The 26226-nt window shown below is 43.0% G+C and carries 22 protein-coding genes; 8 read left to right on the top strand and 14 right to left on the bottom strand.

Annotated elements, in window-relative coordinates:
- Positions 1 to 30 precede the first annotated feature (30 nt).
- Positions 31 to 1044 (bottom strand): hypothetical protein, encoded by a 1014-nt coding sequence (locus COV43_02180; protein PIR26301.1) that lies wholly within the window; start codon positions 1042 to 1044, stop codon positions 31 to 33.
- Positions 1045 to 1133: 89 nt separating this feature from the next.
- Positions 1134 to 2252 carry a hypothetical protein gene (locus COV43_02175; protein ID PIR26300.1) on the bottom strand — a complete coding sequence of 373 codons (1119 nt, stop codon included), beginning with the start codon at positions 2250 to 2252 and terminating at the stop codon, positions 1134 to 1136.
- Between the two features lie 191 nt (positions 2253 to 2443).
- Between COV43_02175 and COV43_02170 the strand changes: the two genes are divergently transcribed.
- Positions 2444 to 4429: an excinuclease ABC subunit B gene (locus tag COV43_02170; protein PIR26323.1), complete on the top strand. Its 1986-nt coding sequence runs from the start codon at positions 2444 to 2446 to the stop codon at positions 4427 to 4429.
- 121 nt (positions 4430 to 4550) lie between these two features.
- Positions 4551 to 5810 carry a hypothetical protein gene (locus tag COV43_02165; GenBank protein ID PIR26299.1) on the top strand — a complete coding sequence of 420 codons (1260 nt, stop codon included), beginning with the start codon at positions 4551 to 4553 and terminating at the stop codon, positions 5808 to 5810.
- Positions 5811 to 5873: 63 nt separating this feature from the next.
- Here COV43_02165 and COV43_02160 read toward each other — a convergent pair whose 3' ends face one another.
- Positions 5874 to 7085 carry a hypothetical protein gene (locus COV43_02160; protein ID PIR26298.1) on the bottom strand — a complete coding sequence of 404 codons (1212 nt, stop codon included), beginning with the start codon at positions 7083 to 7085 and terminating at the stop codon, positions 5874 to 5876.
- Between the two features lie 161 nt (positions 7086 to 7246).
- Between COV43_02160 and COV43_02155 the strand changes: the two genes are divergently transcribed.
- The gene (locus COV43_02155) at positions 7247 to 8083 is read left to right on the top strand and encodes a hypothetical protein (GenBank protein ID PIR26297.1); all 837 of its coding nucleotides are present in this window, start codon (positions 7247 to 7249) and stop codon (positions 8081 to 8083) included.
- A gap of 56 nt (positions 8084 to 8139) precedes the next feature.
- A complete protein-coding gene (locus COV43_02150) occupies positions 8140 to 8661 on the top strand; it encodes a hypothetical protein (GenBank protein PIR26296.1) in 522 nt (173 codons plus the stop codon).
- A gap of 215 nt (positions 8662 to 8876) precedes the next feature.
- Here the strand turns inward: COV43_02150 and COV43_02145 are convergent, their stop codons facing one another.
- Positions 8877 to 9710, bottom strand: coding sequence for a hypothetical protein (locus tag COV43_02145; protein ID PIR26295.1), 834 nt, complete (start codon positions 9708 to 9710; stop codon positions 8877 to 8879).
- 107 nt (positions 9711 to 9817) lie between these two features.
- Positions 9818 to 11110, bottom strand: coding sequence for a hypothetical protein (locus COV43_02140; protein ID PIR26294.1), 1293 nt, complete (start codon positions 11108 to 11110; stop codon positions 9818 to 9820).
- Positions 11111 to 11249: 139 nt separating this feature from the next.
- Here COV43_02140 and COV43_02135 point away from each other — a divergent pair, with 139 nt between their 5' ends.
- From COV43_02135 to COV43_02125, 3 genes are read left to right on the top strand one after another with little or no spacing between them, the layout of a single operon-like run.
- A complete protein-coding gene (locus COV43_02135; protein ID PIR26293.1) occupies positions 11250 to 11501 on the top strand; it encodes a hypothetical protein in 252 nt (83 codons plus the stop codon).
- Positions 11502 to 11549: 48 nt separating this feature from the next.
- On the top strand, positions 11550 to 12797 hold the full coding sequence (gene lysA / locus COV43_02130) for a diaminopimelate decarboxylase (GenBank protein ID PIR26292.1): 1248 nt from the start codon (positions 11550 to 11552) through the stop codon (positions 12795 to 12797).
- 12 nt (positions 12798 to 12809) lie between these two features.
- Complete coding sequence (locus COV43_02125) at positions 12810 to 13994, top strand: LL-diaminopimelate aminotransferase (protein PIR26291.1); 1185 nt, start codon at positions 12810 to 12812, stop codon at positions 13992 to 13994.
- 225 nt (positions 13995 to 14219) lie between these two features.
- Here COV43_02125 and COV43_02120 read toward each other — a convergent pair whose 3' ends face one another.
- The 7 genes from COV43_02120 to COV43_02090 form a co-directional block, all read right to left on the bottom strand.
- Positions 14220 to 14708, bottom strand: a complete 489-nt coding sequence (locus COV43_02120; GenBank protein PIR26290.1) for a hypothetical protein — start codon at positions 14706 to 14708, stop codon at positions 14220 to 14222.
- Positions 14709 to 14807: 99 nt separating this feature from the next.
- Positions 14808 to 15707 carry a hypothetical protein gene (locus COV43_02115; GenBank protein PIR26289.1) on the bottom strand — a complete coding sequence of 300 codons (900 nt, stop codon included), beginning with the start codon at positions 15705 to 15707 and terminating at the stop codon, positions 14808 to 14810.
- On the bottom strand, positions 15704 to 16615 hold the full coding sequence (locus COV43_02110; protein ID PIR26288.1) for a hypothetical protein: 912 nt from the start codon (positions 16613 to 16615) through the stop codon (positions 15704 to 15706). The genes COV43_02115 and COV43_02110 overlap by 4 nt, the downstream gene beginning before the upstream one ends.
- Before the next feature lies 1 nt (position 16616).
- Positions 16617 to 17171, bottom strand: coding sequence for a thioredoxin family protein (locus tag COV43_02105; GenBank protein PIR26287.1), 555 nt, complete (start codon positions 17169 to 17171; stop codon positions 16617 to 16619).
- Positions 17172 to 17180: 9 nt separating this feature from the next.
- Positions 17181 to 18071, bottom strand: coding sequence for a DUF4438 domain-containing protein (locus COV43_02100; protein ID PIR26286.1), 891 nt, complete (start codon positions 18069 to 18071; stop codon positions 17181 to 17183).
- A 130-nt stretch (positions 18072 to 18201) separates the two neighbouring features.
- Positions 18202 to 21807, bottom strand: a complete 3606-nt coding sequence (locus COV43_02095) for a hypothetical protein (protein ID PIR26285.1) — start codon at positions 21805 to 21807, stop codon at positions 18202 to 18204.
- 394 nt (positions 21808 to 22201) lie between these two features.
- Positions 22202 to 22621, bottom strand: coding sequence for a hypothetical protein (locus COV43_02090; protein PIR26284.1), 420 nt, complete (start codon positions 22619 to 22621; stop codon positions 22202 to 22204).
- Here COV43_02090 and maf point away from each other — a divergent pair.
- The gene (gene maf / locus COV43_02085; protein ID PIR26283.1) at positions 22597 to 23172 is read left to right on the top strand and encodes a septum formation protein Maf; all 576 of its coding nucleotides are present in this window, start codon (positions 22597 to 22599) and stop codon (positions 23170 to 23172) included. The genes COV43_02090 and maf overlap by 25 nt on opposite strands.
- Positions 23173 to 23259: 87 nt before the next feature.
- On the opposite strand, the gene COV43_02080 is transcribed toward maf, so the two are convergent.
- Complete coding sequence (locus COV43_02080) at positions 23260 to 24207, bottom strand: hypothetical protein (protein ID PIR26282.1); 948 nt, start codon at positions 24205 to 24207, stop codon at positions 23260 to 23262.
- 23 nt (positions 24208 to 24230) lie between these two features.
- On the bottom strand, positions 24231 to 26226 hold a 1996-nt coding region (locus tag COV43_02075), incomplete at its 5' end, for a hypothetical protein (protein ID PIR26281.1).

Below are 26226 nucleotides of genomic sequence, written 5' to 3'. Positions count from 1 at the left end.
TTTGTTTTTGTATCATTTTAGTCTTATTGCTTATTTATCCAAAACGCTCCAGTCTTCAATGCTCTCCAATACCAATTGAAGGCCTGTGTAGTTGTTAAATCCAACTGTTCCCGTAAGTGGATCATAATCACCATCATAAACAAGGGAAGAAACTGCCATCGCATCTGCAGCCTCGTGGTTCCATGCTCCGCCACGTACGCTAAACGCTCCTTGTGCTGGGTTATTTATTCTCCAATTTGTATCTTCAGCCATCCAACGGCATACGTTCCCGCACGTTTGAGCAAAAGGAAACAAGGTTTGCTCGTAGCGAGGATCGTTTACATCAGCTGTTTCTGTAGGTTTAAAAGCATCATGTTTTATATGAGCAAGTAGGCGCGGAGCCTCTTCTTTTTTCTCTTCTACAAGCGTTCCTTTAGAAGTGCCATAAGTTCTTTTCAAACCGTTGCTTGCAACGAAGAAAAATTGGTCATGTGTTGGAAGCACTGCTCTTTGTCCTTGTAGTTCTGAGTTGAGTAAGCACGCAACGGCAACACTGTGCCAGTAAGTAAGGCCAACAACTGGCTGGTTTGGACGGTTGAAGGTTCGTGCTGCACCGTCCAAAACTGAAGAAACTGTACGTCTTGTTGCGTCTCGATTAAATCGAGCAGAAGGATCTGTAAGCATTTTGAGCAAAATAAGGGTTTGATCGGGAGAAACAAGAGCTTCACCGTTGTTCAGTCTATTCCATAGAGAATCACTCGAAGAATCATGCGCATTCAGCCCAAATATCTCTTCCTCTTTGTCTTCAGGAGAGCTTGCAACCATTTGAATATCTGTAACTCCACTTTGAGGGTCGCGTTTAAGTGTGATATAGCGGTCACCTGCAGTAGTAGTAGAAAGAATACCTTTGTACTGCGCATTGGTAAGTGGTGTTCTGGCCATTTGGAAGCCATGAACCGAAACCGATCGCTCACGAGGAGCAAATGTTCCTCCCTGAATAGACTGAAAAGTGAGGGGCACTGCACTTGTTGGTAATCCTATTAATTTTATAGTAAATCCGGACATAAAGATTTTCTTTCTTTAAAGGCTAAAGCCTTGTTTCACACACTTATCGGCATTCACAAAAAAAGTTGCGTCTTTTTTGAAAAAATAACTTATCCCGCCAACCCTAAAGCCATTGCTGCAAGTTCGACGAAAGCAGGGTTGATGTTATACAATTCTTCATCTTCATCTCCCCTTTCAAGCGGTGAGTGTTGTACAATTTTAAGCGCAGCGCCGTCATCACTATTACCCATGCTTAAGACATATTTCTCAGCAGGTGGACCATCACCTAATATCATGTCTGTTGTTGGCTTGAGATAAGTTGCTGCAGATGCAAGAAAAACAGTCTCGGAATCAAAGTGGTGTGGATCGAGAAGTGCGGGATCAAACTCATATTTATTATCATCATTTGCATTCAGTGTATTTGAATTATGTTGGTCTTGGATAAACAATTCACGTAAATAAGAAGGTACTTTGCTCTTTTCAGCTTCAAGGAAGATGCTCGCAAGGGCAAGCATCAATAATCCGCTGGGGGCTCTTTCCCGAAGGATTACTCTTCGTACCTCGTTAAAAGAAAAAGGATGCAGCAAAAATTTTCTTGCCAGTTTTAGAACGTGATGGAAATTGAGCCTTAATATGTCTGCAATATTTATATTTTGTGCCACCTCAGGATATTTTTTTAGTATAAATTCTAGAAGATGATCTTTTCGTATTTGAAGCTTCAATTCTTGAGTGCTTGGAAATGGATTGTGAAGCGTATTGTCAAAATCTTCAGGAATAAATGTTGTGTGAAGAAGATGAATTCCAGCAGGATCATGACGCACGCCAACAGAAATCCAAAGGCCAAAGCCATCCATATGTTTATAAGATATGGTTGTGCCAAGATATACATCCTCGCTTCTTTTTTGTGCCAAGTGCACGATAGATCCCATTTCCATGAAACCATCAGGATCGGCAAGAGAAGCTTCATCTATGTACCATGGGCTCATGCTTTTTGCTGCTGAACGATCAGCAAGGCGTTGGTGAATTATTTCCTCGCCATTTTTTGCGAGTGACATAAGCCCTCTGTCCATGCCCAAAACGCTGCTTCTCACTGCTGAAAAATGTGATCTTGTGATGGGAACAGCTTTTACTCCATTTGAAGTCGCTACAGGAAAGTGTGGAGTAAGCATTCCATTTTCTAGACGAAGAGTGGCAAGGTTTAAGACCCTGGGTGATAAAAGTAGGCTCATAGTGTATTTTCTCCCTGTAAAGCTATTATCGGCTGAATTTGGAAAAAGTTGCTTCTTTCAGCTCTGTGCCCTTTTTACTTATCCACAGCCTTATCCCCAAAAAGAGACGACATGTGGATAAGTTTCATTTGCCGTCAGAAGTGGAAAAAAGCTTGTTTTTGAGGCATTTCGGCAGTAACAAGCCATTTCTTATGCCACTTTTCACCCTTCACACCGATTTTGAACCCAAAGGCGATCAGCCCACGGCGATTAAACAGCTCACCGAAGGCCTCAAAGCCGGGAAAGAGCACCAGGTCTTGCTGGGGGCAACGGGAACCGGAAAAACTTTTTCCATTGCCCACGTCATCAAAAATGTAGAGCGGCCCACGTTGGTGATAGCGCCCAACAAAACCTTGGCGGCTCAGTTGTACGGCGAGTTCAAAGAACTTTTCCCCGAAAATGCCGTGGAATATTTCGTGAGTTACTACGACTACTACCAGCCCGAAGCCTATTTGCCGGCGCAAGATGTGTTCATCGAAAAAGATTCCTCCATCAACGAACGTATTGATAAGCTGCGCCACTCGGCAACGCACTCGCTGCTCACACGCCGCGATGTGATTATTGTGGCTTCCGTTTCGTGCATCTACGGTTTGGGTTCGCCGGATGCTTACCGCGGCATGATGATTCACACCAAGCGCGGTGAAACCTTAGACCGCGATGATTTGCTTACGCGTCTCATCGAAATTCAATATGAACGCAACGATTACGATTTCCATCGCGGAACTTTTCGTGTGCGCGGTGAAAGTGTAGAAATTTTTCCAGCGTACGAAGATGCCAAAGCTATTCGCATCGAATTTTTCGGTGATGAACTTGAGCGTATTGTTGAAGTGGATTCCATTACCTTGCAGCCGCTTCGCGAGTTGAGTGAAATCACTATTTTCCCGGGATCACATTTTGTAACAGAAGAAGAAGCCATCAAAAAAGCGTCGGTGCAGATTAAAGAAGAACTAAAGCAACGCGAAAAAGAATTGCATGTTTTAAACAAACCCATCGAAAAACATCGCATCAAACAGCGAACACTTTATGATTTAGAAATGATGCAAGAGATGGGATATTGCAAAGGCATCGAAAATTATTCGCGTTACCTCACCGGCAGAAACCCTGGTGATGCGCCTCCTACGCTGGTGGAATATTTCCCAAAAGATTTTTTACTTGTTGTGGATGAAAGCCACATTACCATTCCGCAAATTGGGGGCATGTACAACGGCGACCGCGCGCGCAAGATGACGTTGGTGGAACATGGTTTCCGTTTGCCAAGTGCATTGGACAATCGGCCGCTGAAGTTTGAAGAGTTTAAAAAATTAGTTGGGCAAACTATTTATGTTTCTGCAACGCCAGGAAATTACGAGTTCATCGTTGGCGAAGGAGAAATTGTTGAGCAAGTGATTCGTCCAACCGGTCTGCTTGATCCCATGATCGAAGTGCGAAAAACAAAAGGGCAAATTGAAAACTTGCTTCAAGAAATGAATAAAGTAATTGCCGCAGGAAATCGTGTGTTTGTCACAACACTCACCAAACGTCTTGCCGAAGAACTAACAGATTATTTTTCAGAAGCTGGTATTCGTGTTCGTTATCTTCACTCTGATATTGATTCGTTAGAGCGCACTGAAATTTTGCGTTCTCTTCGACTTGGCGAATTTGATGTGTTGATTGGCATCAACCTCCTTCGGGAAGGACTTGATCTGCCTGAAGTTGCGCTGGTTGCAATTTTAGATGCCGACAAAGAAGGATTTCTTCGTTCAACGCGTTCGCTTATTCAAACCTTTGGAAGAGCTGCACGAAATGTGGATGGAAGAGTAGTGATGTATGCCGACAGAATTACAAAATCGATGAAAGAAGCCATGGATGAAACCGATCGCCGTCGTGAAAAGCAAATAGCGTACAACAAAAAACATGGCATCACTCCAGAAACCATTCGCAAAAAAATCAGCGATGCCTTGCATGCTCTTTACGAAGATGTGCCGCTGCAACCCACGCTTTCTCAGGTTCAGCAACTCTTCAGTGTGGAAGAAGCTGAAAAAGAAATTAAAAAGCTGAAAAAAGAAATGCTTCAGCATGCCAAAAAATTAGATTTTGAAGCCGCCGCAAAATGTAGAGACCAAATCAATGAACTGGAAAAACAGGTGATTGGTGCTTAGGTAAAAGCTCTGGAAACGCCCATTTTAAGCGGTTTTGCCATTGTCATGCTTCAAAGCACAAGTTTAATTGCCTTAAACAGCCATATTTTCCACTTTTCCCTTGAAAAAAATCTGCAAATATATGAAGAGCTTAGGGTCCAAAGTTTTTTTAGAGTTCAAAAATGAGCGGAAGGAGCAAAGCATGAAACAGCTTGGCAAAATCATTGCCTTAGTGGGGATACTTTCATTACTGCCTTTAAGCAGTTTTGCTGACGGAAGCATGAGCTACAAAGATGGTTTCATGTTCAAGAATGAGGAAGAAACCTTCAAACTCAAAACCTACGGACGTTTGCAACAGCGCTTTTTTTACAAAAAAAATGATACAGGCACAAAACAGCTGAGCTTCCGTATTCGCAGAGCTGAGTTGAGATTTAAAGCTAGTGTTCACGACAAAATGAGTTTTGTGCTTGGGCTTCGTCACGCCACCAATTCAGCTGACTTTGCAGGGCTTAATGTTACAGCAGTCACCGGAACCTATGCGTTCGATCCAAAATTTGCGGTAACCGCTGGTATGGTTGGTCTTCCGCTTGATCTTATGAATGAAACATCTTCTTCGGCGTACCTTTTGCCAGAACCAGCAATTACCCATACGCAAAATGATTCCTCTACCGCGCTTACAGCTGCTAGATCTAGCTTTGGTGTTCCCGATGGTCTTGGAGTGAACTTTTCGGGAGATATAAGCAAATTTTTCTACTCTGCTTCAGTGGTGAATGCGGCTGAAAGTAATTACACTTTGAACGGAAATCGCCGCATGTCCTTTGGTGCTCGCGTTGGAATGAACATCCTTGATGCCGTTGGTGGATCGTTGACAGATTTTGCTTGCAGCAAAAAACCTCAGCTTACCGTGTCTTTTGGTGGAATGTTTCAAGGAAAAAGATCTGATACCGCTTTCAAATCTGCATTTGATGATGTGAATGGCGTGACCACTGGTGTTGCTCCAGTGATCAAAAATATCATGACGGGTTCAGGTGGTGTGGGATATCGCTATGCAGGCTTGTCACTTCAAGGTGAAGCCTATTACCGTCGCACGAAGTTTACAAGTTTTGGAAGTCTTCCCGCTGAGCTTCGCGATGCAAGCTTGATTGACAGCGGATATTACGGTGCTGCAGGATATTACATCATTCCGAAAAAATTTGAAGTGGCTGGTCAAGCGGGTCAAATTTTCCGCGAAGGCGCAGATAACGATTCTGTGCAGTTTGGCGGAGGCGTTAACTGGTATATTCATGATAACAACTTAAAGCTTCAACTTGCTTACACTTGGGCTGAAATTTACAACGATATCGTGGGTGGAAAAAACAACAATCAACATGAAGCAACGCTTAATCTCCACGCAGCATTCTAGAAGTTTCTCCTTTTACAATCTAAAGCCGCAGTGTTGAAAAACATTGCGGCTTTTTATTTTTCATTACACCACTTCAGTTTGATGTTGAATGAGGAAGAAAATTCCAGATACCCCGCAGAAAAGTGCGCCCAACAAAATAGTTTGTGGCGTGGAAATGTAGTCTGCAAGCACTCCTCCCAAGAGTCCACCCAATGCCATAAAGCCCATAAATAAACTCATAAAAATACTGATGATGCGTCCGCGAAGTTCTTCAGGTGCAATGTGTTGAAGGAGTGTAATCAAACCAGAAAAAATAATGGTAATAAAAGTATTGGCCGCTGCTAAAAACAGCATTCCAAATTTTAGCTGATAGCTTTGAGAAAAAAGAATCAAAAAAAATGAAGTTGCAATGAGCGAAAAAGAAGAAAGCTTTAACAGTTTTGTATGGTGTGAACGTGCCGCGAGGAAAGCGGAGCCTATTAAGGCGCCTAGGCCAGCGGCGCCATTCAGAAATCCAAGTTCCTTTGCTCCGCCAAAAAAAGTTTTTTCCGCAAGGCTAGGATTGAGCGCTACGAATAAACAGCCGGCACTTGCCGTGACGGCAAGCAAGAGCAAAGATTCTCGAGCATGCTTGTTGTTCCACGCAAAAGATAATCCTTCTCGAAGAGCTTCCCAAAACGAATTGTTTGAAATCTTTGAAGGAAAAAGTTCTTCTTGTCGAATCAGCGAGAGGAAAAAATAAAACATGAGAAAGCTGATTGCATTCAACAGAAAACACGGCATCTCGCCGCCCCAAGCCAGCAAAAAACCAGCAAGCACAGGCCCCACGGTTCTGCAGATGTGAACTGCAGCCGAGTTGAGCGAAACGGCATTGAGCAAATCTTCTCTGCCCACGGTGTCCATGATGAAGGTGTTGCGAAGAGGAAACTCCAGCGCAAACACAATACCCAGCACAAAGGTGAGGGCCAGAATGTGCCACAATTGCGGAGTGCCCAGCAGCAAAAGAAAAACAAGAAGCATAGCTTGAAGAAATCCCAAGACTTGTGCACATTTCAAAAGCCGTAAGCGGTTGAAGCGATCTGCCATGGTGCCACCCAACAAGCCTAAGAAAAGCATGGGAAGCTGTTGAGCAAGGAACATGGCCCCGAGCCAGGTGTTGGAGCCAGTGATGCGCCACACAAGCCAAGAAAGCGCTGTGGCTTGAATCCAGACACCAAGGAGAGAAATAATCGAACCGCTGAAAACAAGGCGAAAGTTAAAATGGGCAAACGATTTTACAATGCGTTCTATTTGCATAGTTTACCTTCATAAATTCTTCTTCAGTTTTTGGAAAGAGAGATTCTTGCTGTTTACCAAAAAGTGTCAGGTACGTTCTGGTTTTTTCTCCTTGCTATCTCAAGTCATCTTGCCTAGAAACCCCGAAATCCTTTCTGGATAAGGGTCTAAGGAGATGAGTAATGGTGATGATGGCTTCTGTTACTGGTTTTACTTCAAGGTTTTTTTTAGGATCTTCTTCAGGGGTTGATGTCGCCCCTGTTTCAACGAATTCTTTTTATTTTAATAATTCAGGAAGGCTCATCCTTAGAACTCCACCCATGGCTGCACCAATAAGTCCTGATTTTGTGTTAGCTTTAAGCACATTAAAAGCGCCCAAGTTATCAAAAGAAAATGCTGTGGTACCAAAGCACTGGTTCACTTTGATGAGGGATCAGCTGCAAATGAAGGTTCATGTATCCGACCCCAATCCTTTTATGCAAGCACGAGCTTTTGCACTTTTATTTTCTCTCGCAGATGTTACAGGCATTGGATCTCCCAGCGATTTTAAAAACAAAGCTTTTGAAAAAATGGATGAACAGGTTAGTGCTCTAAGAATTAGATTGGAAAGTTCCTCTTCATCAGAAGCGACAGCAGCATTATTGGCAGAAATATTTTTAGTACAATCTCTAAGGAGTGTTTTTCTTTGGTACCTTGGTGATATTGCTACTGCTAGCAGAGCCATTGGTTTTCCCCTTCAAATGTATGACAGAATGATGCCTCAAATGTTGGCGCAAGATCCGAATCTCTTTGTTCCGCAGCTTGAAGGTGCCAGATTGTTTGCCTTAGAACAAAGGGCTGATTTAGCTGCCGAGCAACACCCATCGCCACTCTCAGCTGAACCATATCGCGCTGCTTTGGCGATGATGGGCACAGTTCTTACAAGAGCAACTCAGCTTACAGTTGGTGCTACTGTTTTGGATGTTCTTATGGCAAGGTATGCAAGTGTTAATGAAAAGGTAGCTATCATAGCCAAATAAACTGAAATCAAAAAACGGAGGAAACAATGCGATGGAAAAGTGTTTGTGTCTGTCTGATGTTGAGCACACTTCTTTTTGCTTCACAAAGTTTTGCTTCTGCTGCTGAAGAGAAAAAAACATTTCCTCCGGTGACTTCTTCCAACTTAAGTTGTTTTGTCGAAAACGAAAAAATTCAGGCCAATCTTAAAACTTCTGTGCAAGATCCCTATTGTTGCGAGTTTACACATGACAACAATCAAGATGATGCGCAGTATCGTCCTTTTTGCCTCAAACAGAAAATAGAAAAAGTTGAAGTTTTGCTTTCGGCGTTAAAAACAAAAGTGGAAGTTCAGGAAAAGCAGCTGCGACAAGTGATTGCTGGCGGCGAGAGTGAAAAAGTTGGTAATATGCTTGAGAAAAAAGCATACAATTTTTGCCCACACTGGGCAAAAGATGCCGATGGAAATGTAAGCCGCCACACTGCTGAACTTACGCGTTATCTCACCTGCCTCGATTCACAATACACAAGCTACCAACGTTATCTCTCCACCGTTCAAGCAATGCAGAAAACGTTTGCGAAAAAAGAGCGGAAGAAGTGATGTTGGTAATAGTTCAATAGTTCAATAGGACAATGGATCCCCTGGTCAAGCCAGAGGATGACAGTGATCTCCTAATTTTGTCCTTTGTCATCCTCGCGTACGCGGGGATCCAGCAATTCAGGAATTTTTTTTTTGGAGTCATCACAAAACCTTACCATAAAAAAAGACTCACCGAAGTGAGCCTTTTTCTTCTAGCAAAAATTTCAAAACACTTTTTACTTCATCAACCATCCGTTAATCACCGGAAGTGTTGAATAAGGTTTTGTTTTGAGAGGGCTTGTGTCGGTGTCGACAAACACAACAGTGGCACCTTGAAATTGATCTGAATAGAGATTGATATGAGTTGGCTCATTGTCAAAAACAGCGATGACATTTCCTATTGCTTTGGCCTTTTTCGTTGCTGTAATTTTGTAGTCTTCATCAATTTGACTTTGTTTTTCATGAGTATAGCCTTCAGTTTTTTGAACTAGTTTTGCAGGCTTCATGATAAGGGTTGTTCTCGCAACGTTGATAGGAAAACCAAAATGCTTTAATGTTGCTATGGTTCCTGTTTTCAAATCGTCATTTCTCCCTGTAATGTAAACAATGTTCGCGCCCGTCTTATAAATTGTATTTACATAATCCAAAGCGCCAGGAAGAGGAATATCGTAGTTTGCCACGTATTCATTTGAAAAAAATCGTGGTTTCCAAAAAGTTTTAATCTCTTCGTCCAATTTGAGCGCTAAGTCTTTTTTCATTCCGCTGCTGAGAAAATGGTCACGGAAGTTCCAGCCCGCTACATTTCTACGTTCTACGTTGAAAAGTTCAGGAATGTTAAACTGAGATCCGTATTCATGGTAAATACGAAGACTTCTTAGTCTCGCATCAAGTAGCGTTGAATCTAAATCAAAAACAACTACCGCATTTTTAGTAGTGCTTGCTTTTTCAATGACGCTCTTAAGCAGTTCTGGCTGGCCTTTGCGGACGGTGGTTTCGTTCCATGCGGCAAACGAAGAACTGCCAACAAGAATGCAAAGCATTACCACAAAAAGGAAAAACAAACGTTTCATATTTCAATCTCCTTGATGAATTGAGTTTAGCCTCGCTCTAATGGGTTGACTTGGGCTTGTCAAATTTTCTTCATAGCCTTCAGCAGCAGGGGATGTCTCAAATATTTTTACACGGCCTTGCGAAGAGGAAGCACGCGTAATCCTCCATAGACAAGATCCCTAACCTTTTTTCTTGTGTCAGCAAAATTGCTGTTTGGATCAACGTTGAAAAAAACCGAAGCAAAACGGTTTGCTGATGACCCAAGAGCTGCTGGAATAGTATCGCCTGCATCAGCCCATTGAAGAAGTGCTACAATCTCAGGGGCTTCCTGCTGAAGTGCTTCAAGTGAGGGAATTTCTTCTAATTTCACAGCTTCGTTTAATCCAATCAGCTCACTGGCAAGATCATGTTGGGGCGTAGTTTGCTCAGCCGTGTAATGGGGGTTGAGCAAAGCGTGTATCCATGCGGCTGCCATGTTTACTCCAGTTGTGTGTTCAAATAAACTTACAATGGCACCACCGGGCAAGCGCAGTGCAGCTTCACCTACCAGTAAACGTCCATCGCTTGTGACTAAATATTCAATATGAGCAGGTGCAATTTCATGTTCAATGCCAAGTGCTCGAAGCACGCGTAAAGACATTTGCTTTATCGAAGCCTCAATCGGTGTAAGATTGAGGTGTCGCGTGATATCGCAGGCAAAAAGATCTTGAAGAAGAGGAGATGAATACTTTCCAAGGCCGTGGAAAACAGCTTTACCACCGCGGACAATGAGATTGCTGTGGTATTCAGCAGCTACATCAACAAAAGCTTCCGCGATATAAGTTTCGGCAGAAGACTGAATGGCATCCCATACTTGTTTTACATCTGCTTCAGTGTGAATGAGGTGTGTTCCAAGGCAAGAAGCATCTTCTCGAGGTTTTACAACCACGTGATAATTATGTTTGCGTGCAAAAGCTTCTAAGCCGTCCAGAGTGTCAAGGGCCGTAAAATCAGCCACATCAAGGCCTGCAGCCATTAGTGCTGTTTTCATGGTGAGCTTATCTCTTGCCCTTAAGGCCGCAAGAGCAGGAACGGGATCTTCAAGTGTCAGTTCAGAAGAAGCCTGCGCTGCAGGAATAACCATCGCTTCCCGAAGAGGAAGGATCTGCGTTACCCGGGGTACATGCGTTCTTGCTGCTCGAGCAAGCTCGTCTCCACGATGTGGTGCATCTAGTAAAAGGGGCGGTGATATTTCTGGAGGAAGCGAGCCTTTAAAGCTAGTGGGAAGAACAGGAACAAGCTGTGCACCATAGCTTTTCGCTGCACGAGTCATAGCAACAAGATTATCAGTATAGTTAGAACGCGGCATGCCTGGAAGACCAGGCGCAACTACAAAAAGAGTTGCAGGTGCCGCAGAAGTTATTGCAACGGGTATGTGCATTTTCTTTTTCCTTCCTTTAGAGCATGTCTAAAGTTAAATGCGAATCCAAGTTCAAGGATGCGCAATGAACATTCAAAAGGTGAAGAAAAAGACTAGATTAAAAGTGGTCTAAAAAAGCGTTTTCCCAAAACCGCTTCAGGTGCTTGAAGATAAGGGTGACAAAGACGCATTTTCCGCGGAAGACGAGAAAAAGTTTGTATCGGTAGCTGGGTGCGGTGAAAAATTATTCAATTCCTTTACAACCTCCTCTAGGGGGAAAGAGAAATTAACATTTTTTGGACACCTAAAGAATGTGCAAGAAAGTGTCAATAAAGAATTACGAGCCCCTTCATTTTTGCAGTGTTTTTTGCTGCTGGAAGAGAAAGGAGAAAAACTTGCCATTTTCGCGTGAGTTCACTAGTAGCAAGCGCTTGAATCTTAAGGTAGAAACGAGGAAAGTATGGAACAGATTCACCTTGGTGGCATTGCTGTAAGCGAGCTGGCGACGACATATGGCACTCCACTCTATGTTTACGACGAGGCGCGTATTCGCAGTAATGTTCAGCGTGTGTTTAAGGCCTTTCGTTCGCTCTACGATAATTTCGATCTTTTCTACGCCATTAAGTCCAATTCCAATTTGGCTATAGCTTCCATTATTGCCAGTGAAGGCGTTGGTATTGATACGGCTTCCATTAATGAAATCAAACTTGCAAAAAAATTGGGCGTAAATGGGAACAAGATTCTTTTCACTGGGAATTATTTGTCAGAGGAAGATTTGAAAGCGGCAAGTGAAGAAGGAACACTGATTAACCTTGATGACATTTCTTTGCTTCCAAGACTTTTAAAATATGGCACGCCGGAAACCATTTGTTTTCGCATTAATCCGGGCATTGGAAAAAGCAACGTAGGTGAAGAAGATGTGTTTGCTGGCAGCAAAGCAAAGTTTGGTGTGCCGCACGAAAAAACAATTGAAGCTTACAGAATGGCAAGAGATGCTGGCATCAAGACATTTGGTGTGCACATGATGACCGGCTCTTGCGTGACCGATCCAGCTTATTTCGAAGAAATCACCTTAAAGCTTATGGATGTGGTGGGCAGAACTGCAAAAGAACTGGGCATTCAATTTTCATTCGTAAATCTTGGTGGCGGACTTGGCATTCCTTATCTTCCCGAAGAACCTGAACTTGATATAGAAAAAACTGCAGAACTTGTGGTGAATGCCTTCCTCGCTAAGTGTGATGAATACTCGCTTACCCCGCCGCGCCTCATGATGGAACCCGGCCGATATTTTGTGGGCGATGCTGGTTTTCTCTTGGGTCGCGTGCATGCTGTTAAAGAAAGCTATCAACGTTTTGTAGGAACCGACATCGGTTTCAATTTATTAATGCGTCCTGTTTTGTATGATGCCTACCATCACATTCGCGTGAATGGAAAAGAAAATCAAAAGCGAGTTCCCACAAATATCACAGGACAGTTGTGCGAAAATACCGACGTGTGGTGCAAAGAGAGAATGTTGCCGCCGTTAGCATGTGGCGATCTTATCGTGGTTGAAAATTGTGGAGCTTATGGTTTTTGCATGAGCTATCCTTACAACGGAAGGTTGCAGGCAGCTGAAGTTTTGGTGAATAACGGGCAGCATGCACTTATTCGCAAACGTCAAACAGTTGAAGATTTATGTGCACTTATTCACATGCCAAAGTGGTTTTAACAAGGAGTGGTGATGGAAATTAAAGTTTCAAAAAGACTTGCAGCTCTTACTGGATATGCATTTGCCGAGGTGGATAAAAAAGTTGCTGAGTTGAAAGAGCAAGGTATTAATCCCATCGACTTTGGCGTTGGTGACCCTAGTGAACCTACGCCAGAAATTATTCGAGCAGCCTTGAAAGAAGCAAGTGACGTGCGAAAAAGTGCGGGCTATCCAAGTTATATTGGCTCACTTGAATATCGTGAAGCCATTGCAAAGTGGACCAAGGCGCGTTTTGGCGTTGAGCTAAATCCAAAAACTGAAATTGCATCTTCGGTTGGTTCGAAAGAAGCTGTGTTTAATTTTGCCGAAGCTTTTGTAAATCCTGGTGACGTAGTAATTGTTCCAAACCCCGGCTACCCGCCATACACCAGAGGAACTCAGTTTGCCGAGGGCGAAGTGTATTATGTGAATCTTCTTCCTGAAAATAATTTTTTGCCAAAACTTGATGAGATTCCAGAAGATATTTGTAAGCGCGCAAAAATTATGTGGGTGAATTATCCTAACAATCCAACAGGTGTTTTGGCATCGCGAGCATTTTATGAAGAACTTGTAGCGTTTGGGAAAAAGCACAACATCATCATCGCTTCGGATGAACCTTATACCGAAAATTATTTTGGAACTGAAAAACCACTTTCCATTTTAGAAATTGCAAAAGAAGGTGTGGTTGTTTTTCAGTCGCTTTCTAAACGAAGTTGCATGACGTGTTATCGCATTGGCTGGTGTGCAGGTGATGCACGGATTATTGATGCCTTTAAAAAATTAAAAACCAATGTTGATTCAGGTGCAGCTACCTTCATCCAGGATGCAGCCATTGCAGCACTTTCGGATGAAAAGCATGTGGAAGAGTTGCGAGCTTTGTACCGAACAAAACGCGACATTATCGTTGAAGCCTTTGTTGATGCGGGTTTACCAGAGTGTAAACCAGAAGCAACGCTTTACATGTGGCAACCTGTTCCAAAAGGGATGACATCTGTAGAGTTTGCGCAAAAATTGCTTGATCCCAACATTGCCATGGTAACAACGCCAGGAAATTGGGTGAGTAGCGAAGTGCGAGGAGTGAACCCTGGCGAAGGCTTTGTGCGTCTAGCGCTTGTGCCCAGTGTTGAAGAATGCAAAGAAGCCGCAAAAAGAATTAAGACTTATTTGAAAGATCGATAAAGCGGCGTCTAAATTTAGTAGGTTTTGTGCTTTAATGCAGCGGTATTCATTTCCAACTCAGGAAAAATATTCTTCCCTTTGTGAGAGCGCACTTTTGAGGCCTTCATCTCTTTAACAGCCATAAAGAAAATGATGAAGGCCGAAATGTTGGATGAAATTTCCGTGGCGCTTGAGCGGAAATTTCAGAGCGACGCAAAGGGAAGAATATTTTTCCCCAATTCAAAATCAATTCCCGGAATTGTTTTGTGGGAGACGGGTGAATGGCCAGTGGAGCACTTCTCCTGGTCTTACAATTTTCAATTCAACGCGTCTATTTTTTGCACGGCCTTCGTCGGTATCGTTAGGTGCGATGGGGCGTGTTCTTCCATAACCAAAAATGGCAAAACGGCTGAAGTCTAAACCTTGTCCTACAAAATAATTGCGAACACTTGCTGCTCTGCGCTCTGAAAGGTTTTGGTTGTAAGCATCGCTGCCAAGATAATCGCAATGGCCTTCAATGCGAACGAGAAGATTGGGATCTTTTTGAAGCAACTCAAGGTTTTCTTCCAAAAGAGTAACCGCCGATGGAAGGAGGTCGGCGCGGTCGAAGGCAAAGTTGATGTCTTTAAGCAACACTACTTTTACGATGGTTTCTGTTTCGGGGCATCTGGCGGCATTACAAGCCAAAAATGAGCTAGAAATAAGGAACAAAACGAGAAAGGTAAAACGTTTCATATGGCCACTCCTTTTAAGAAAAGTCCGAGGTGCTATGCCATGGAAAGCTAGGAAAGGCAAGCGTTTCCGGGCTGGTTAGAAAAAAAACGAGGCTTCTCTCTAGGTCTTTAAAGCTGGTATTCCAGCTGGAACAAGCTTTTCCCGTTTACTTTGCCTCATAATTAGAATGCCGGAGCTCGTAATGAAAATAACCCCAGCAAGCGTGAGAAGATCGGGAACCTCGTTCCAGAACATCATGCCTCCCAAATAAGCCCAAAGTACAGAGCTGTAGCCGAAGGGCGCAACAAACGAGGCCTCGGCGCAGATGTAGGCTTTGGTGAGCAAAACTTGGGCTATGCTGACGGTGAGTCCAATTTCTAAAAGAAGCAGCCATTGTTCTGCATTGGGCATCACAAAGTTGGCGATGCAAAAGGGGAGCGAAAAAATACTGGCAAAAAGTGTGAAGTAGAAGGCGATGATGTAGCTTGTGTTTTGCTTATTCAGTTTTCGGATGAAAATCATAGAGAGAGCAACCGCAAACGCAGCTGTTAAAGGCATAAGAGAGGCAATGCTGAAATGACTGTGGCCAGGTTTCACCACAAGACACACTCCAATAAATGAAATGACAATCAACCAAAAACGCTTTGGATTGAAGCGTTCCTTCAAAAGAAATGGCGCTAAGAGAGCCATGATGATGGGAAGTGTGTTGAAGACGGCAGTGAGATCGCCAAGCGAAAGAAAGGGAAGGGCGAAAAAATTAAGCCCCATTCCAATAAGGCCAAAGAGAGAGCGAGCAAAAAGCAGCCATCCTTGTTTTGCCTTCAAGGTTTTTGAATGCTTTATGGTGAAAGGAAGAAGGAAAAGAAGAGAAATAAATGAGCGAAAAAAAATGAGTTCGAAAAGAGGAAGTTCATTTTGCAAACCTTTCACTCCCATCCATGTAAGATTGAAGAGAAAAGCTGAAGACAGCATATAAACAATAGCTCTTAATTCATCATTCTGAATTTTTTTGAGTATCAAGGTGCTATCCTCAATAAAGTTGTTTCAATTTCGCTTGGAGTGTCAACGTTGTCTCGCTTGCAAACCCTTGCTATAAGCGAGTATGAGCCTGCCTTTACTTTTTTTGGAAGTTCAAAAAGAAGATTGCTTACACTTTTTACAGTGTGAAATTCAAGACACTCTTCTGCTTTTTTTTCTCCCAATACAAGTTTTATTTCCTTCTTTTTTTTCTTTGTTCCATCTTTGTTTATCAGTGTGAAGTGTGAAGAAAGAAAAAGTGGCCATGAAGTAACGCGCACAACTTTTACCGTTATATTTTTTTCGGACAAGTAGAAATCTTTTTCGGGAACGAGAATTAAAAGTTTGTTATCATCTGAAATATCAGTTCCTACTTTTGACGTATTTTGATCCCAAAATCTGGCAGGGCCGGTATCAACGTGAATATACTCTCCGCCGTAATATCCAGCGCCACCAAAGGAAATCTCTCGCATGTATTCCCATATTTTTTTGGAAGAAACGCCTTGAATTTTTAAATCGGCGGCCATGCCATACTGGTGCAACGATGCCTTTGCTGCAAGTTTGCCATTGTTCCGCAAATTTTGATTGTAAACAGGATTTCTATATCCCGAACTTAGTGTGATGGTTCCACCGTGAAAGTGGTCTTGAAGAAAATCGATAAACTCAAGAAGTCTAATGCTGATGCGGGTTTCCGGGTTGTTGTAGTTAGCTTGAAAAACAAGATTTATTTTTTTGAGTGCAGCTTCATTGTAGCTTCCATCTTCATTTCGAAACTTTCCTTCAAAATGTTGCGTTGTATGATTGCTGCGAAGCTGAAATTTTCCATCTCCGTGGTAATGGTAAGGAATAACAGTGTTTGCAAAGAGAGGTGCAGAAAAAAGAAAAAGTAAAAGGGTGAGAAAAATTTTCATTTCAACTTTTCCATTTGATTGAGCAGCCCATAGAATGTGGAGTGACCTCTTTTACTTCTCTTCCAGCAAGAATATCTTCGATGGCGTTTTCCAAATAGCGTGTTGTTACTTCGGCTTCATCTTTCCAATTATCATCGAAGGCACCATGAAAACGAATGATGCCATTTGCATCAGTGACAAAAAATTCTGGAGTGCAGACAGCATTGTAAGCTTTTGCAACGGTTTGCTGGTCATCTCGAAGATAATGAAAAACAAAATGGTGTTTCACTACAATTTTTTTCATGTTTTCGAATGAATCTTCGGAGTAAACATTTTCATCATTTGGATTAATGCCAATCACAGCAACTTCTTTGTGAAGATATTTTTCTGCAAGTTGTGCAATGCGTCTGAAGTGCGCTTTTACATAAGGGCAATGATTGCAGATGAACATAATCACAGCCGCTTTTTTGCCGTTGAGTAAACCAGCAAAGCTATGTGTTTTGTCATCTGTGCCCAAAAGTGAAAACGATGGAGCTTTTTCTCCAATCATCATTTCGGTTGAATGCATGAGTGCCATAAAACCTCCTTACTTTTTTTTGCTTCTGTAACGCCCAATCTGAAACAGTTTCCCGATGTTGGCTTCTTTTGTTTTCACGGGAACAATGGTTCCATCAGTGCTTGCCATAAGTGAAGTAACTCCGGGGCCGTGACCAGAAGCATTTGAGTCGCCGTGAATAATCACGCCAATCATTACCGCGCCCGTTTTGTAACACCAACCATATTTGGCGTCCATGTCAGTGATGGCAACGATATCGCCAAGCTTGAGCGTGTCAAGGCCCAGTTTTTTGATTTCAGCTTCGTCAGCCGTCATGATGTCAAAGTCGCCAGTGAAGGTGTTGAGTGAACCCAGGCCAGAGCCCATGAGTTTTCCGGGGATGATGTGAGCTACTGGAACTTCAAGCTTTCCTTTTTTTTCAACGATGCCCATTTTTTTAAGGAGCTGCGGAGAAGTAGAACTGATCATCACTTCCGGGTAGCCGATTAATTTCAAACCTTGGCCAAGGCTGCTGATGCGAATTTTTTCATCGCCGTTCATTTTGTTCAGCACGGCTTGAGGAAAATCGATCATCACATGTTCAACGCCGCCATGATGACCGGTGACAATTCCTTTTTGGCCTTTGGCATCGCCGTTTAGAATTGTGGCTTCATTTCCAACGCAGGCTAAAAAGTTGTAGACCTTGTTTTCTTTGTCGTTTCGCTTTGCGGGATCAGCCACGCTGGAAACCGCAGGCTCAATATGATCAGCGGCCCAGCCGCAGGCTTTGTCGCCCACAAGCACGTTATAGCAAATGCCGCCAACTGCTGGCACATTGTGCACTTTGCCGTTGTGGCCCACTTCACTTGGCCAAACCATGGCCGGCGCAACTTGGCCAAGCACTGATAACGCAACGAGATCGTGTTCATTTGTTTTGAGCATGAGAAGTGTCCTTGCTATTTGGAGTGTAAAAAAGAAAAAAACTTGGCCAGAGCATTACAGCGTTTGTTTTGAACAGTCAAATGGAAGAGGGAGGCTAAAAATAAAAAGAGGGTGAAGGAGATTTTGCTTCTCAGTGAGAACGACCAAATGCTACATCATTCTCTTCTGCTCTTCGGTCGACATAAGCACTCCACCCAGCGATGAGCCTTAAGTTTGTTTGGTATTCCGCATCGAAGTTTGCAAGTGTCCTTTGTTGAAGCTCGAGCTCAGCTTGCGCTTTTTCAAGCTTGTCCACCGGTGTTTTTTGATTTTTTTCCAGCTTCGTCAATGTACTTTCTGCTACAGATAGCCTTTTTAGGAGTGCTCGCCTTTTGTTATCAGAAACAATTGCATAGGCATTAAGTGATTGTTGTGTTGGTGTGTAGTTCTCTCCAGATGCGGCATCGTGTATAAAACGGTTTATTTCATGCGCAGCTACTTGAGCAACGGCATTCTGGAAAAGAGCGGCTGCAAAGGTCAGGAGGTCCGCTTCTTCAGCTCCAAAAGGCTGAAGAGCATCAAGCATTGCAAGTCCCTCGGCCATTCTCTCTGGAGTCATGGGTGGCATAAGTTCTTGACGATAAGGGTTGTGTTGCACTGCACCTTCAAAGGCGAGTGATGATTGACCGTTTCGGCTTGCCTCTTCAGCTAGCTCATGGATGAAGCCATCTGGATATTCATCATCTTTTTCCGCACCCACAACACCTAAGATTGTTCCACCTAGATCATCTGGAGAAAAAGGACGATTGTAAAAGTTAAAGCCCGTAGACCAAGGATGGTTATCCTCAAGAAGCGCCATCTCTAATAGCCCTACAGGATTTAAGTTTGTTTCACCGTCCGCTACTTTGATAGCAAGTTTTTGCATGTTGCCATCAAGAACTTCGGGAGTGTAACCTCCCATGGCTACAACAGCGAGAGCTGAACCAGGATAAGTGTGAGCGTATTGTCTAGCGGTATTAGCTCCTGTGCTCCGCCCAACAAGAACCACTCTCTTACCATAGGTGTTGAGTTGAGTGACAATTTGGTGAAGCCAAGCCATGTAGCTGTCCATGTCATAAGCAAACTCTTGGCCAAACTGATAATTTCTTCCTGCAATACCATGAGCAGCGGGGTCGAAGGTAATTGAGAAAATGCCACGGTCGGCATCTGTCTCAATGAGCCTTGCCATTGAAGAAGCGGACGACCATTTGCCTCCAGCGCCCGCGATATAGACACGAATTGGTCCTTTAGAATCTTCGGGACGCACTTTAGTTGAAAACCAAATGACGTTGTTAAGACCTGGGACGTAGGCAGCTTCTACGTCGCGTGTGTTCCGCAAGGTTTGCATGTCGAAATCGCCAGTAAATTTCCCTTTTTCTACTTCAGCTGTAGCAGAAAGTGAAGTGTCGAGGTCTGTGAGGACAACTTTCTGTTCTCGATCATAGTAGAAAAAGAGGCTGAGTAACTTTGCTTGTTCAAGGGTGATGGAGCCGCTTGAGTTGATGGATGTGAGTGCAGCAAGAACATTGCTTCGTTCAGTTACAGCGTGATTGTACAAGGCTTCTAATTTAGTTTTTAGCTTGGGGTCTGTTTCTTCTTCTGCAGTCTCTCGATAAATTCTGATTTGCCCATCAATGGCAGCTTCTGAGGGATCCGTGGTGATAGCAAGTTTTGTGTGGTTAGGAAGCATTTGAAGCATGAGGGTGAGTTCGTGGAGACCTGTTGTCTTTCCCGTTCCATAGTATGCAGCTTTTATTTCTGGAGGAAGAATATGGAGAGGAGAACCTGATCGTGCTGTGGTAAAAACATGAGTGAGTGGTTTTGTATCATCAGTATCTCCAGGAACAATCTGAAGAACTGGATGAGCAGAAGGTGCCAGTTCATTGAGGAGATCAAGATGCTCTGGAAGCACCGTTGAGCGATATCGAGTTGAAAGAGCGAGCCCTTTTGCTTGAAGAGCTTCAGAGATTAGCTTAATTTCTTGAGGAGTAAAACCGGTCCAAGAAGGCTGAGGCGTGTAATCATTTCTTAGTCCTGCAGTAAGATCGGCACCAAGGTTGAGAAGGTGATCTTGGCTTTCAGCAGCTATGGAACTGGTATCTGTCATGCCAAGAGAGTACATTTTTCCAAGAATAACACTCGCATCTCTTGTTGCATCTTCCTCATATCTAGACAAAAGGGTAAAAGTCTCTCTAGGAGCTCTTGTTTCTGTGAAAAAGGCCTCGTAAAGTGCCTTTTGTTGTGGAGAGCCTGAAAAATCAGTTGGCTTTATAAGTGCTTCACCATCAGTGGTAAAAATCGTAGCTTGAGTAAGCTCTTGATATTGAGGTGTAGTTAAAAGATATCTTGCAATGTATAGTGCAAGCGCTGTTGCATCAATGTTTTTCAAATTAGTGATGTTTTGCTCTCTTAAGGTGTTAGCAAATGTATCGGCTTTAGCCGTATTAGCATATGTTAATCGCGTAAATTCAGCTACATCATAAGGATTGATAGGAGAGGAAGAAGTGCTTGAAGCCAATCGGGTTTTAACTGCGGCAGTGATAAGGTCTTCTAGAAGCGTTGCAGTCTCATGATCTGTAGGTGTTCGAAGTGAAAGACCTTCACTTTCGAGAGCACTCTGCACTAGTTTCAAATTTCTTCCGAAGCCCACTCCGGGAATGAGCGCAAGCTCGTGAGGCAAAAGAGATGCAAGTTCTGCTTTCAGTTTGTAACCAGATTGCAAAAGACCGGTTATTACTCCGCCACTTAAAGCTCGTGATGTTCTTCCTGTGATGGGATTTTGACGATCTACACACCAGTCGGAAACTTCATCGGCTTCCGGCACTCGGTATTGGAATGGCGTTCTTATAGAAATTCTTTCTGCGATGATCATATTCCCTAATGCATTTTGGCGGGCATGCTCGGTAAGTTGGCACAATTCGGTAGGACTTAAGGTTAATAGAGCCCTTACTTCGAGTTCAGTCAATTGTTGTAGGTCACTAAGGGTGCGAATTTTGTTTCTTCTCAGGGTTAGAATGACCTCAGGTGAAAAATGCCTTCTTCCAAGACTTCCTGCACATGAAAAAGTTTCGAGAGAGTCAGCAGGTGGAGTGGCAAAGGTGATTCTAAGAGCTCTTGCTGCAGTTAGATACCGAGTAAGATCTCGACCTTCAATGATACCTTCTTTCTCAGCGAAATCACAAAAAGTTATTATTTCAAAATCATACACGCGCTCGAAGTTGAGAAGTTGGTGTGCGGCATCGGCTAGTTCAGGTGCGTTGGGAAAATTTTCGGGATAAGAAGTAGTTCTAAGTGCAAGGCCTAGAGAATCAAGATATCTCACAAGAACTTCTAATTCATCTGGACTGAGGGGTGGAGTCTCGTTATTGAGTCTGCTCATGTGACGCACTTGGTTTAGGGTGTGGTCACAAAGTTGTCGCAAAGTGAAAATGCCGTTGTGACGCAGGGCCAAAAGAGCGGGAAAAGGAAGTGGAAGTAGTGCAGCAGTCTTTAAATCGAAAGCATAATATAAGAGTTTTATTGGTTGTGGATGCGGATGCGTTCTAATACTTGCTAGATGCAGCAAATTGCCGTTTCCCGAAGGTGCGACTTGGGGTGTTATGAGTGGAGCTAGATGTGCAAAAAGGCCAGAGTCTCTTCGTGGAGCTTGGGCTGCAAAAGCGAGTGCAAAAGTAGGATGTGGGTTTTGGCGATCGAAGAGAATATGCGCATCTGTCATACCATATGCGTCAACGAGCGGGCTTTTTATTAAAGGTAGAAGAGGAGACGTCCCAGTTGCTGTAGTCAGCCACCCATGTTGCCTGAAAAAGGCAGGAACTTGTGGTAAAGCCGGCATTCGGGCTAAGGTCATGAAAATCCCTTCTTAATGTCAAGTGGAGCTTGCTATCCTTTATCGCCGATACTGTGATTTTGTTGCGTGCTTTTTGTATGCCGTGTACAAAATCGAAAAGCATCAGCCAAAGTAGAGACTTATGAGAAGATATAACGCGATGCAATACAAAAAAAGAAAGCGGAATCATTGTGCTGTATACAGTTTAAAAAGAATTTATTTATTTCAGGAGTTTAGATCTTATTTTGAAGATGTGAAAAAAGAAGAAAAGCCTTGTTTTTAGCTACTTTTTTTGTTCTTCCGGCATGCCTGCTGTATAACCTGCTCCGATGATGGCTTGCAAAAGCTGGCCTACCAATACTTTTTGTGGATCGTAAGAAATGAGGACAGCTTTTTCCTTTTTGGAGGCTTGCACTGTTTTAACCCCTTCAAGTGGACGAACAGCTCCTTCTATGGTGGCGGTACAGCTGGAGCAGGTCATGTTGTGGACGGGAATGCTAATATGGGCTTCTGTTTGTGCTTGCAGCGAAGGAGAAAAAACAAAAAGTGAGCTCAAAAAAAAGAGAAAAAAACAAAGCAAACGTTTCATTGAACTCCTCCTTGAAAAAAGGTGTGCTTTTCCTTTATGGTGAAAAGCAAAGAAGGTCAAGAAAGCAGCACAACGAGAAATGAGATGAAATGAAGGTTCTTTTGGCAAGTGCATCACAAGCAAGGAAAAAAATATTGGAAGATGCGGGTTATGATTTAGTGCACATTTCCTCGCGCATTGATGAAAGCAAAAAAAATGATGAGACCCCAAAAGCTTATGCCATGCGTCTTGCAGAGGAAAAATCAAAAAAAATCACTCAAGATTTTGCTGTCGATTTTATTTTAACTGCAGATACTGTTGTGGTGTGTGAAGAGGAAGTGCTTGGAAAACCTGCGTCTGCCGATGATGCATTTTTGATGATGAGAAAACTTTCCGGAAGAATGCACGAAGTGATCACAGCTCTTTCTCTACGCCGTGCAGATGATAAAACATTTCAAACCTTGATAACACGCTCAGAAATATCGGAAGTTGAATTTCGAACATTGTCTGAAAAAGAAATAAGTGAATATGTGCAAAGCGGCTTGTGGAAAGAAAAAGCGGGCGGCTATGGAATTCAAGATGATCACAATTTTGTGAAAACGCTTCACGGAAATAAAAGTAATGTTGTCGGCGTTTCACTTCCGCTGCTTGAAGAGATGTTGGCTGAGTTTGAAGCTAAAAAATAGTCGATATCAACTATTTTTTAGTCGATTCATTTTGAGGGATAGGACAATAGGATGATGGTAACAATTTCCTCTTCATTGTCTGCCAAACTAAATAGCATCGGGAACGAATGGGTTTGATTGTTCTTCTGCATGTCTGCCAGATACCGTCATCAGAAGTGCTCCTGCTGGCACTGCGGCAAGAGAAGCTCCACGCATTCCAACATACTGTGGAAGAAAACGAAGTAGTTGCATAAACGTTGGTGTTTTTGATGCCGCAACAACGGCACCAGCTGCAACAGTTGCTCCGCCCACTTGAAGCATGGTTTGTTGGTTCAACACTTGGCGCATCCATTCGAGTGGCATGGTGTGTTGGATCATTTTACGCGCGGCTTCTGTGGGTTTGCTTGTATCATCGGATGTGTTTGATGTTGATCCAGCTCCCCCAGTACTTGGAGGGGTTCCTCCACCTGGAAAGCGATTTGTAATAGAGCTGATTATTCTTCCTCCGATTTCGAAAACTTTAGATCGTACTCTATTGCTTACTAAAGAACCTATTCCAATCCCTGCTATTGTAAATCCAGCACCTGCAATGAGAGAGTCAATAGATTTTTCTGCGAAACTGGGTTCACCATGAATAAAGGTTTTTAGTCGTCGTTCTTCCAAATCACAGCTTGATTCTGGAACAAAAGGAAGTTCATCGATCCACGAGTGAGCATAATCAAGCCAGCCAAAGTGATCGGTGCAGTGTTGATTTTCTAAAGCCTCATCGACGATGGCTTCGTTTTGATAGTACATACAATAAACACCAGGTTTTCTGCTTTGAGCGTCAAGATGGAATTGACCTTTTGCTAAATTCCAGTCAGCACGTTTTGCTTCCGCTTCTTCGCGTGTGTATTCTATTCCCGCAATGCGATGCGTGCCATTCATGCCGTTACAAAGACCAGTAACTTCTCCTTTGTAAGAACCTTCAGAGACAACATCGACGCCATCAATTTCTTGAGTTGGGTAAATTGGTTTTTCTAATGCCACTTTTCCTCTTTCTCCAGCGCTATGCATAATAACCTCTTTCTTCAGCCCGATTATCTTACTGGGCTAGATGCTCTTCTGCTACTTTTCGCACGTTCAAGTACTTCTCTTTTAGCGGCTTTTGCTTTTTCTGCTTTCCTTGCCTTGAGTGCACTTGCAACCCCACCAGATCTTGAAGCAATGTTTCTGATATGATCGAGGGTTTTTGGGCCAAGTTTTCCATCGCTAAGCGGCTCAGTATTCTTCAAATACGTTCGATCAGTAGCAATCGAAAGGGCATAACGTTCAATTTGTATTCTTGTTCTTTTATCTGTTATTCCTTTTGTGATCCCTTCATCATGAAGTTGTGTCTGAATCCTTTTACGTAAAGCTATGATTCCACCATCTCCGACTGGTCCTGTTATATCTCCATGAGCTTTCTTATTTCTAAAAGCTTCTTTAACAGCAATATCTTGTGCTACGTGAAGAGGAGAGATGCTTGCCTGTACAAGTGCCATTGTTTCAGCTTGTTGCAATCGAAGGCGAATAAAGTTTTCTGGAACGAGACCAGGTTTTTCGGCAAGTGGAGCATCTGATTTTCTGTAAATGTTTTTTTCGTTTTCAGGTAACTCTTCCCAAAGGCCCAGAATAGTTCTGCTAAAAGCATGAAGCTCTGCAGGTTTTAATTCATCTCCTGAGTAAAGCATTATTTCTTTTACCTGTTGTCTTACTCCTTCAAGTCTAGCTTTTGGAGAATTGCTTTGAGTTCTTGTTTTTTGTTCTTCAGCACTTCCTCCCCAAAAAGGAAGTGAGATATGGGAGTGTTCTAAATCAATTTTGACATCTGTATTAAAGAGCTCACGGCCAGCCTCTCGATCGATAACATCAACGGCAATACTCCTCTTGTTCGCGATACCAGCTATAACGTGCTCAACGGTAACGGTTACAGATGTACTTCGCTCAGTGCCTTGTCTGGCTTGATCAACAGCATCAGCAAGGGCGCCTTTTGCGGCATCGTATAGTGCAGAACCACTTCGTTTTCTGTAATAAATCCCAAGTCGAGCGGCTGCTTCTATGGTTTCAGGAGTGAAGGTGACATTTTTATTTGTCTCAAGTTTTATACTTTCTTGTTTTTGTAAAGATTCTAAAATTGAGCTTGGAATCATGTGAAAAATTCTTACTTCTTGGAAACGCCTGTCATAATCATCTGCTCCTTGAATAATCATTTCTAATGTGTCTGGTTTTAAGTCACCGATAAAACGCGAGCGATCTCGTTGAAGCATTTCTAGTAATTGGGTTTTTAGTGATTCTGCATCACCTTCACTTGTTGAGCCTGCGTTCATCATTTTCCCAAGTTCAGGAATGTAAGGAACGTTTCCTTTTTCCATTTCGGCTTCAACAACTGCAAGTTTATCTGTGAATGAACCTCTATACATTGTGCCAGCTAAAAATTGTGTGTTGTTTACTTCCCAGATGGCAGAGGTTTTTAGTTCAGGAGGAACTCTTGGATCGTTTGCGGCAATTAAGAGAGCAGCTTTATAGGTAACTAATTTTTTACCAACACCCGTTTCACCAACAAGCAATGCGTTTTGCCCAAGTCCTTCACCTCGTGCGAGGGCATTTAAAAGATCAACAGCTTCTTTATCGCGGCCTAGCACATCGAAATTGGGATCAGCTTTCAGTTTTTCTCGCATTACTTCCACAAGATCTTTTGCAAAATCAGTAATTTTCACCTGTTTATTTTGTGCTTCTACTGATTGACGCATGAGTTGCATTTGTTCTTCGGCAATTTTCATCTGTCTTTCCATTGTTTCACGCATGAGCTTCATTTGTGGTTTGACCATGAAGAAATACATACCAGCTATGCTGGCTACTGTAGCTCCAAGAGATGTTTGAATGGCGAGAATGCTTTGGAACTTTTGTGCTTCTTCTCTTTCATTCGCAGCGAAATAGGTGCTGAAATCACCTTGAGCCATTTGCAGCGTTTTTGGGTTTGAAATGCGCATGCGGATGATTTCGCCGATGATGGACTGTATGTCAGATTTGCTCACTTCTTCCGGGATTAATTTA

The sequence above is a fragment of the Deltaproteobacteria bacterium CG11_big_fil_rev_8_21_14_0_20_42_23 genome (genome assembly GCA_002796345.1).
Classification (GTDB): domain Bacteria; phylum UBA10199; class UBA10199; order 2-02-FULL-44-16; family 2-02-FULL-44-16; genus 1-14-0-20-42-23.
Note: the sequence above shows the minus strand (reverse complement) of the source record. Positions and strands in the feature narration are given on the sequence as shown.

Bases quoted from the DNA above. Each gene is read 5' to 3' on its own strand.
- COV43_02180 (PIR26301.1), bottom strand. From the start codon at position 1,044: ATGTCCGGATTTACTATAAAATTAATAGGATTACCAACAAGTGCAGTG.
- COV43_02175 (PIR26300.1), bottom strand. From the start codon at position 2,252: ATGAGCCTACTTTTATCACCCAGGGTCTTAAACCTTGCCACTCTTCGT.
- COV43_02170 (PIR26323.1), top strand. From the start codon at position 2,444: ATGCCACTTTTCACCCTTCACACCGATTTTGAACCCAAAGGCGATCAG.
- COV43_02165 (PIR26299.1), top strand. From the start codon at position 4,551: ATGAAGAGCTTAGGGTCCAAAGTTTTTTTAGAGTTCAAAAATGAGCGG.
- COV43_02160 (PIR26298.1), bottom strand. From the start codon at position 7,085: ATGCAAATAGAACGCATTGTAAAATCGTTTGCCCATTTTAACTTTCGC.
- COV43_02155 (PIR26297.1), top strand. From the start codon at position 7,247: ATGGTGATGATGGCTTCTGTTACTGGTTTTACTTCAAGGTTTTTTTTA.
- COV43_02150 (PIR26296.1), top strand. From the start codon at position 8,140: ATGTTGAGCACACTTCTTTTTGCTTCACAAAGTTTTGCTTCTGCTGCT.
- COV43_02145 (PIR26295.1), bottom strand. From the start codon at position 9,710: ATGAAACGTTTGTTTTTCCTTTTTGTGGTAATGCTTTGCATTCTTGTT.
- COV43_02140 (PIR26294.1), bottom strand. From the start codon at position 11,110: ATGCACATACCCGTTGCAATAACTTCTGCGGCACCTGCAACTCTTTTT.
- lysA (PIR26292.1), top strand. From the start codon at position 11,550: ATGGAACAGATTCACCTTGGTGGCATTGCTGTAAGCGAGCTGGCGACG.
- COV43_02125 (PIR26291.1), top strand. From the start codon at position 12,810: ATGGAAATTAAAGTTTCAAAAAGACTTGCAGCTCTTACTGGATATGCA.
- COV43_02120 (PIR26290.1), bottom strand. From the start codon at position 14,708: ATGAAACGTTTTACCTTTCTCGTTTTGTTCCTTATTTCTAGCTCATTT.
- COV43_02110 (PIR26288.1), bottom strand. From the start codon at position 16,615: ATGAAAATTTTTCTCACCCTTTTACTTTTTCTTTTTTCTGCACCTCTC.
- COV43_02105 (PIR26287.1), bottom strand. From the start codon at position 17,171: ATGGCACTCATGCATTCAACCGAAATGATGATTGGAGAAAAAGCTCCA.
- COV43_02100 (PIR26286.1), bottom strand. From the start codon at position 18,071: ATGCTCAAAACAAATGAACACGATCTCGTTGCGTTATCAGTGCTTGGC.
- COV43_02095 (PIR26285.1), bottom strand. From the start codon at position 21,807: ATGACAGATGCGCATATTCTCTTCGATCGCCAAAACCCACATCCTACT.
- maf (PIR26283.1), top strand. From the start codon at position 22,597: ATGAAGGTTCTTTTGGCAAGTGCATCACAAGCAAGGAAAAAAATATTG.
- COV43_02090 (PIR26284.1), bottom strand. From the start codon at position 22,621: ATGCACTTGCCAAAAGAACCTTCATTTCATCTCATTTCTCGTTGTGCT.
- COV43_02080 (PIR26282.1), bottom strand. From the start codon at position 24,207: ATGCATAGCGCTGGAGAAAGAGGAAAAGTGGCATTAGAAAAACCAATT.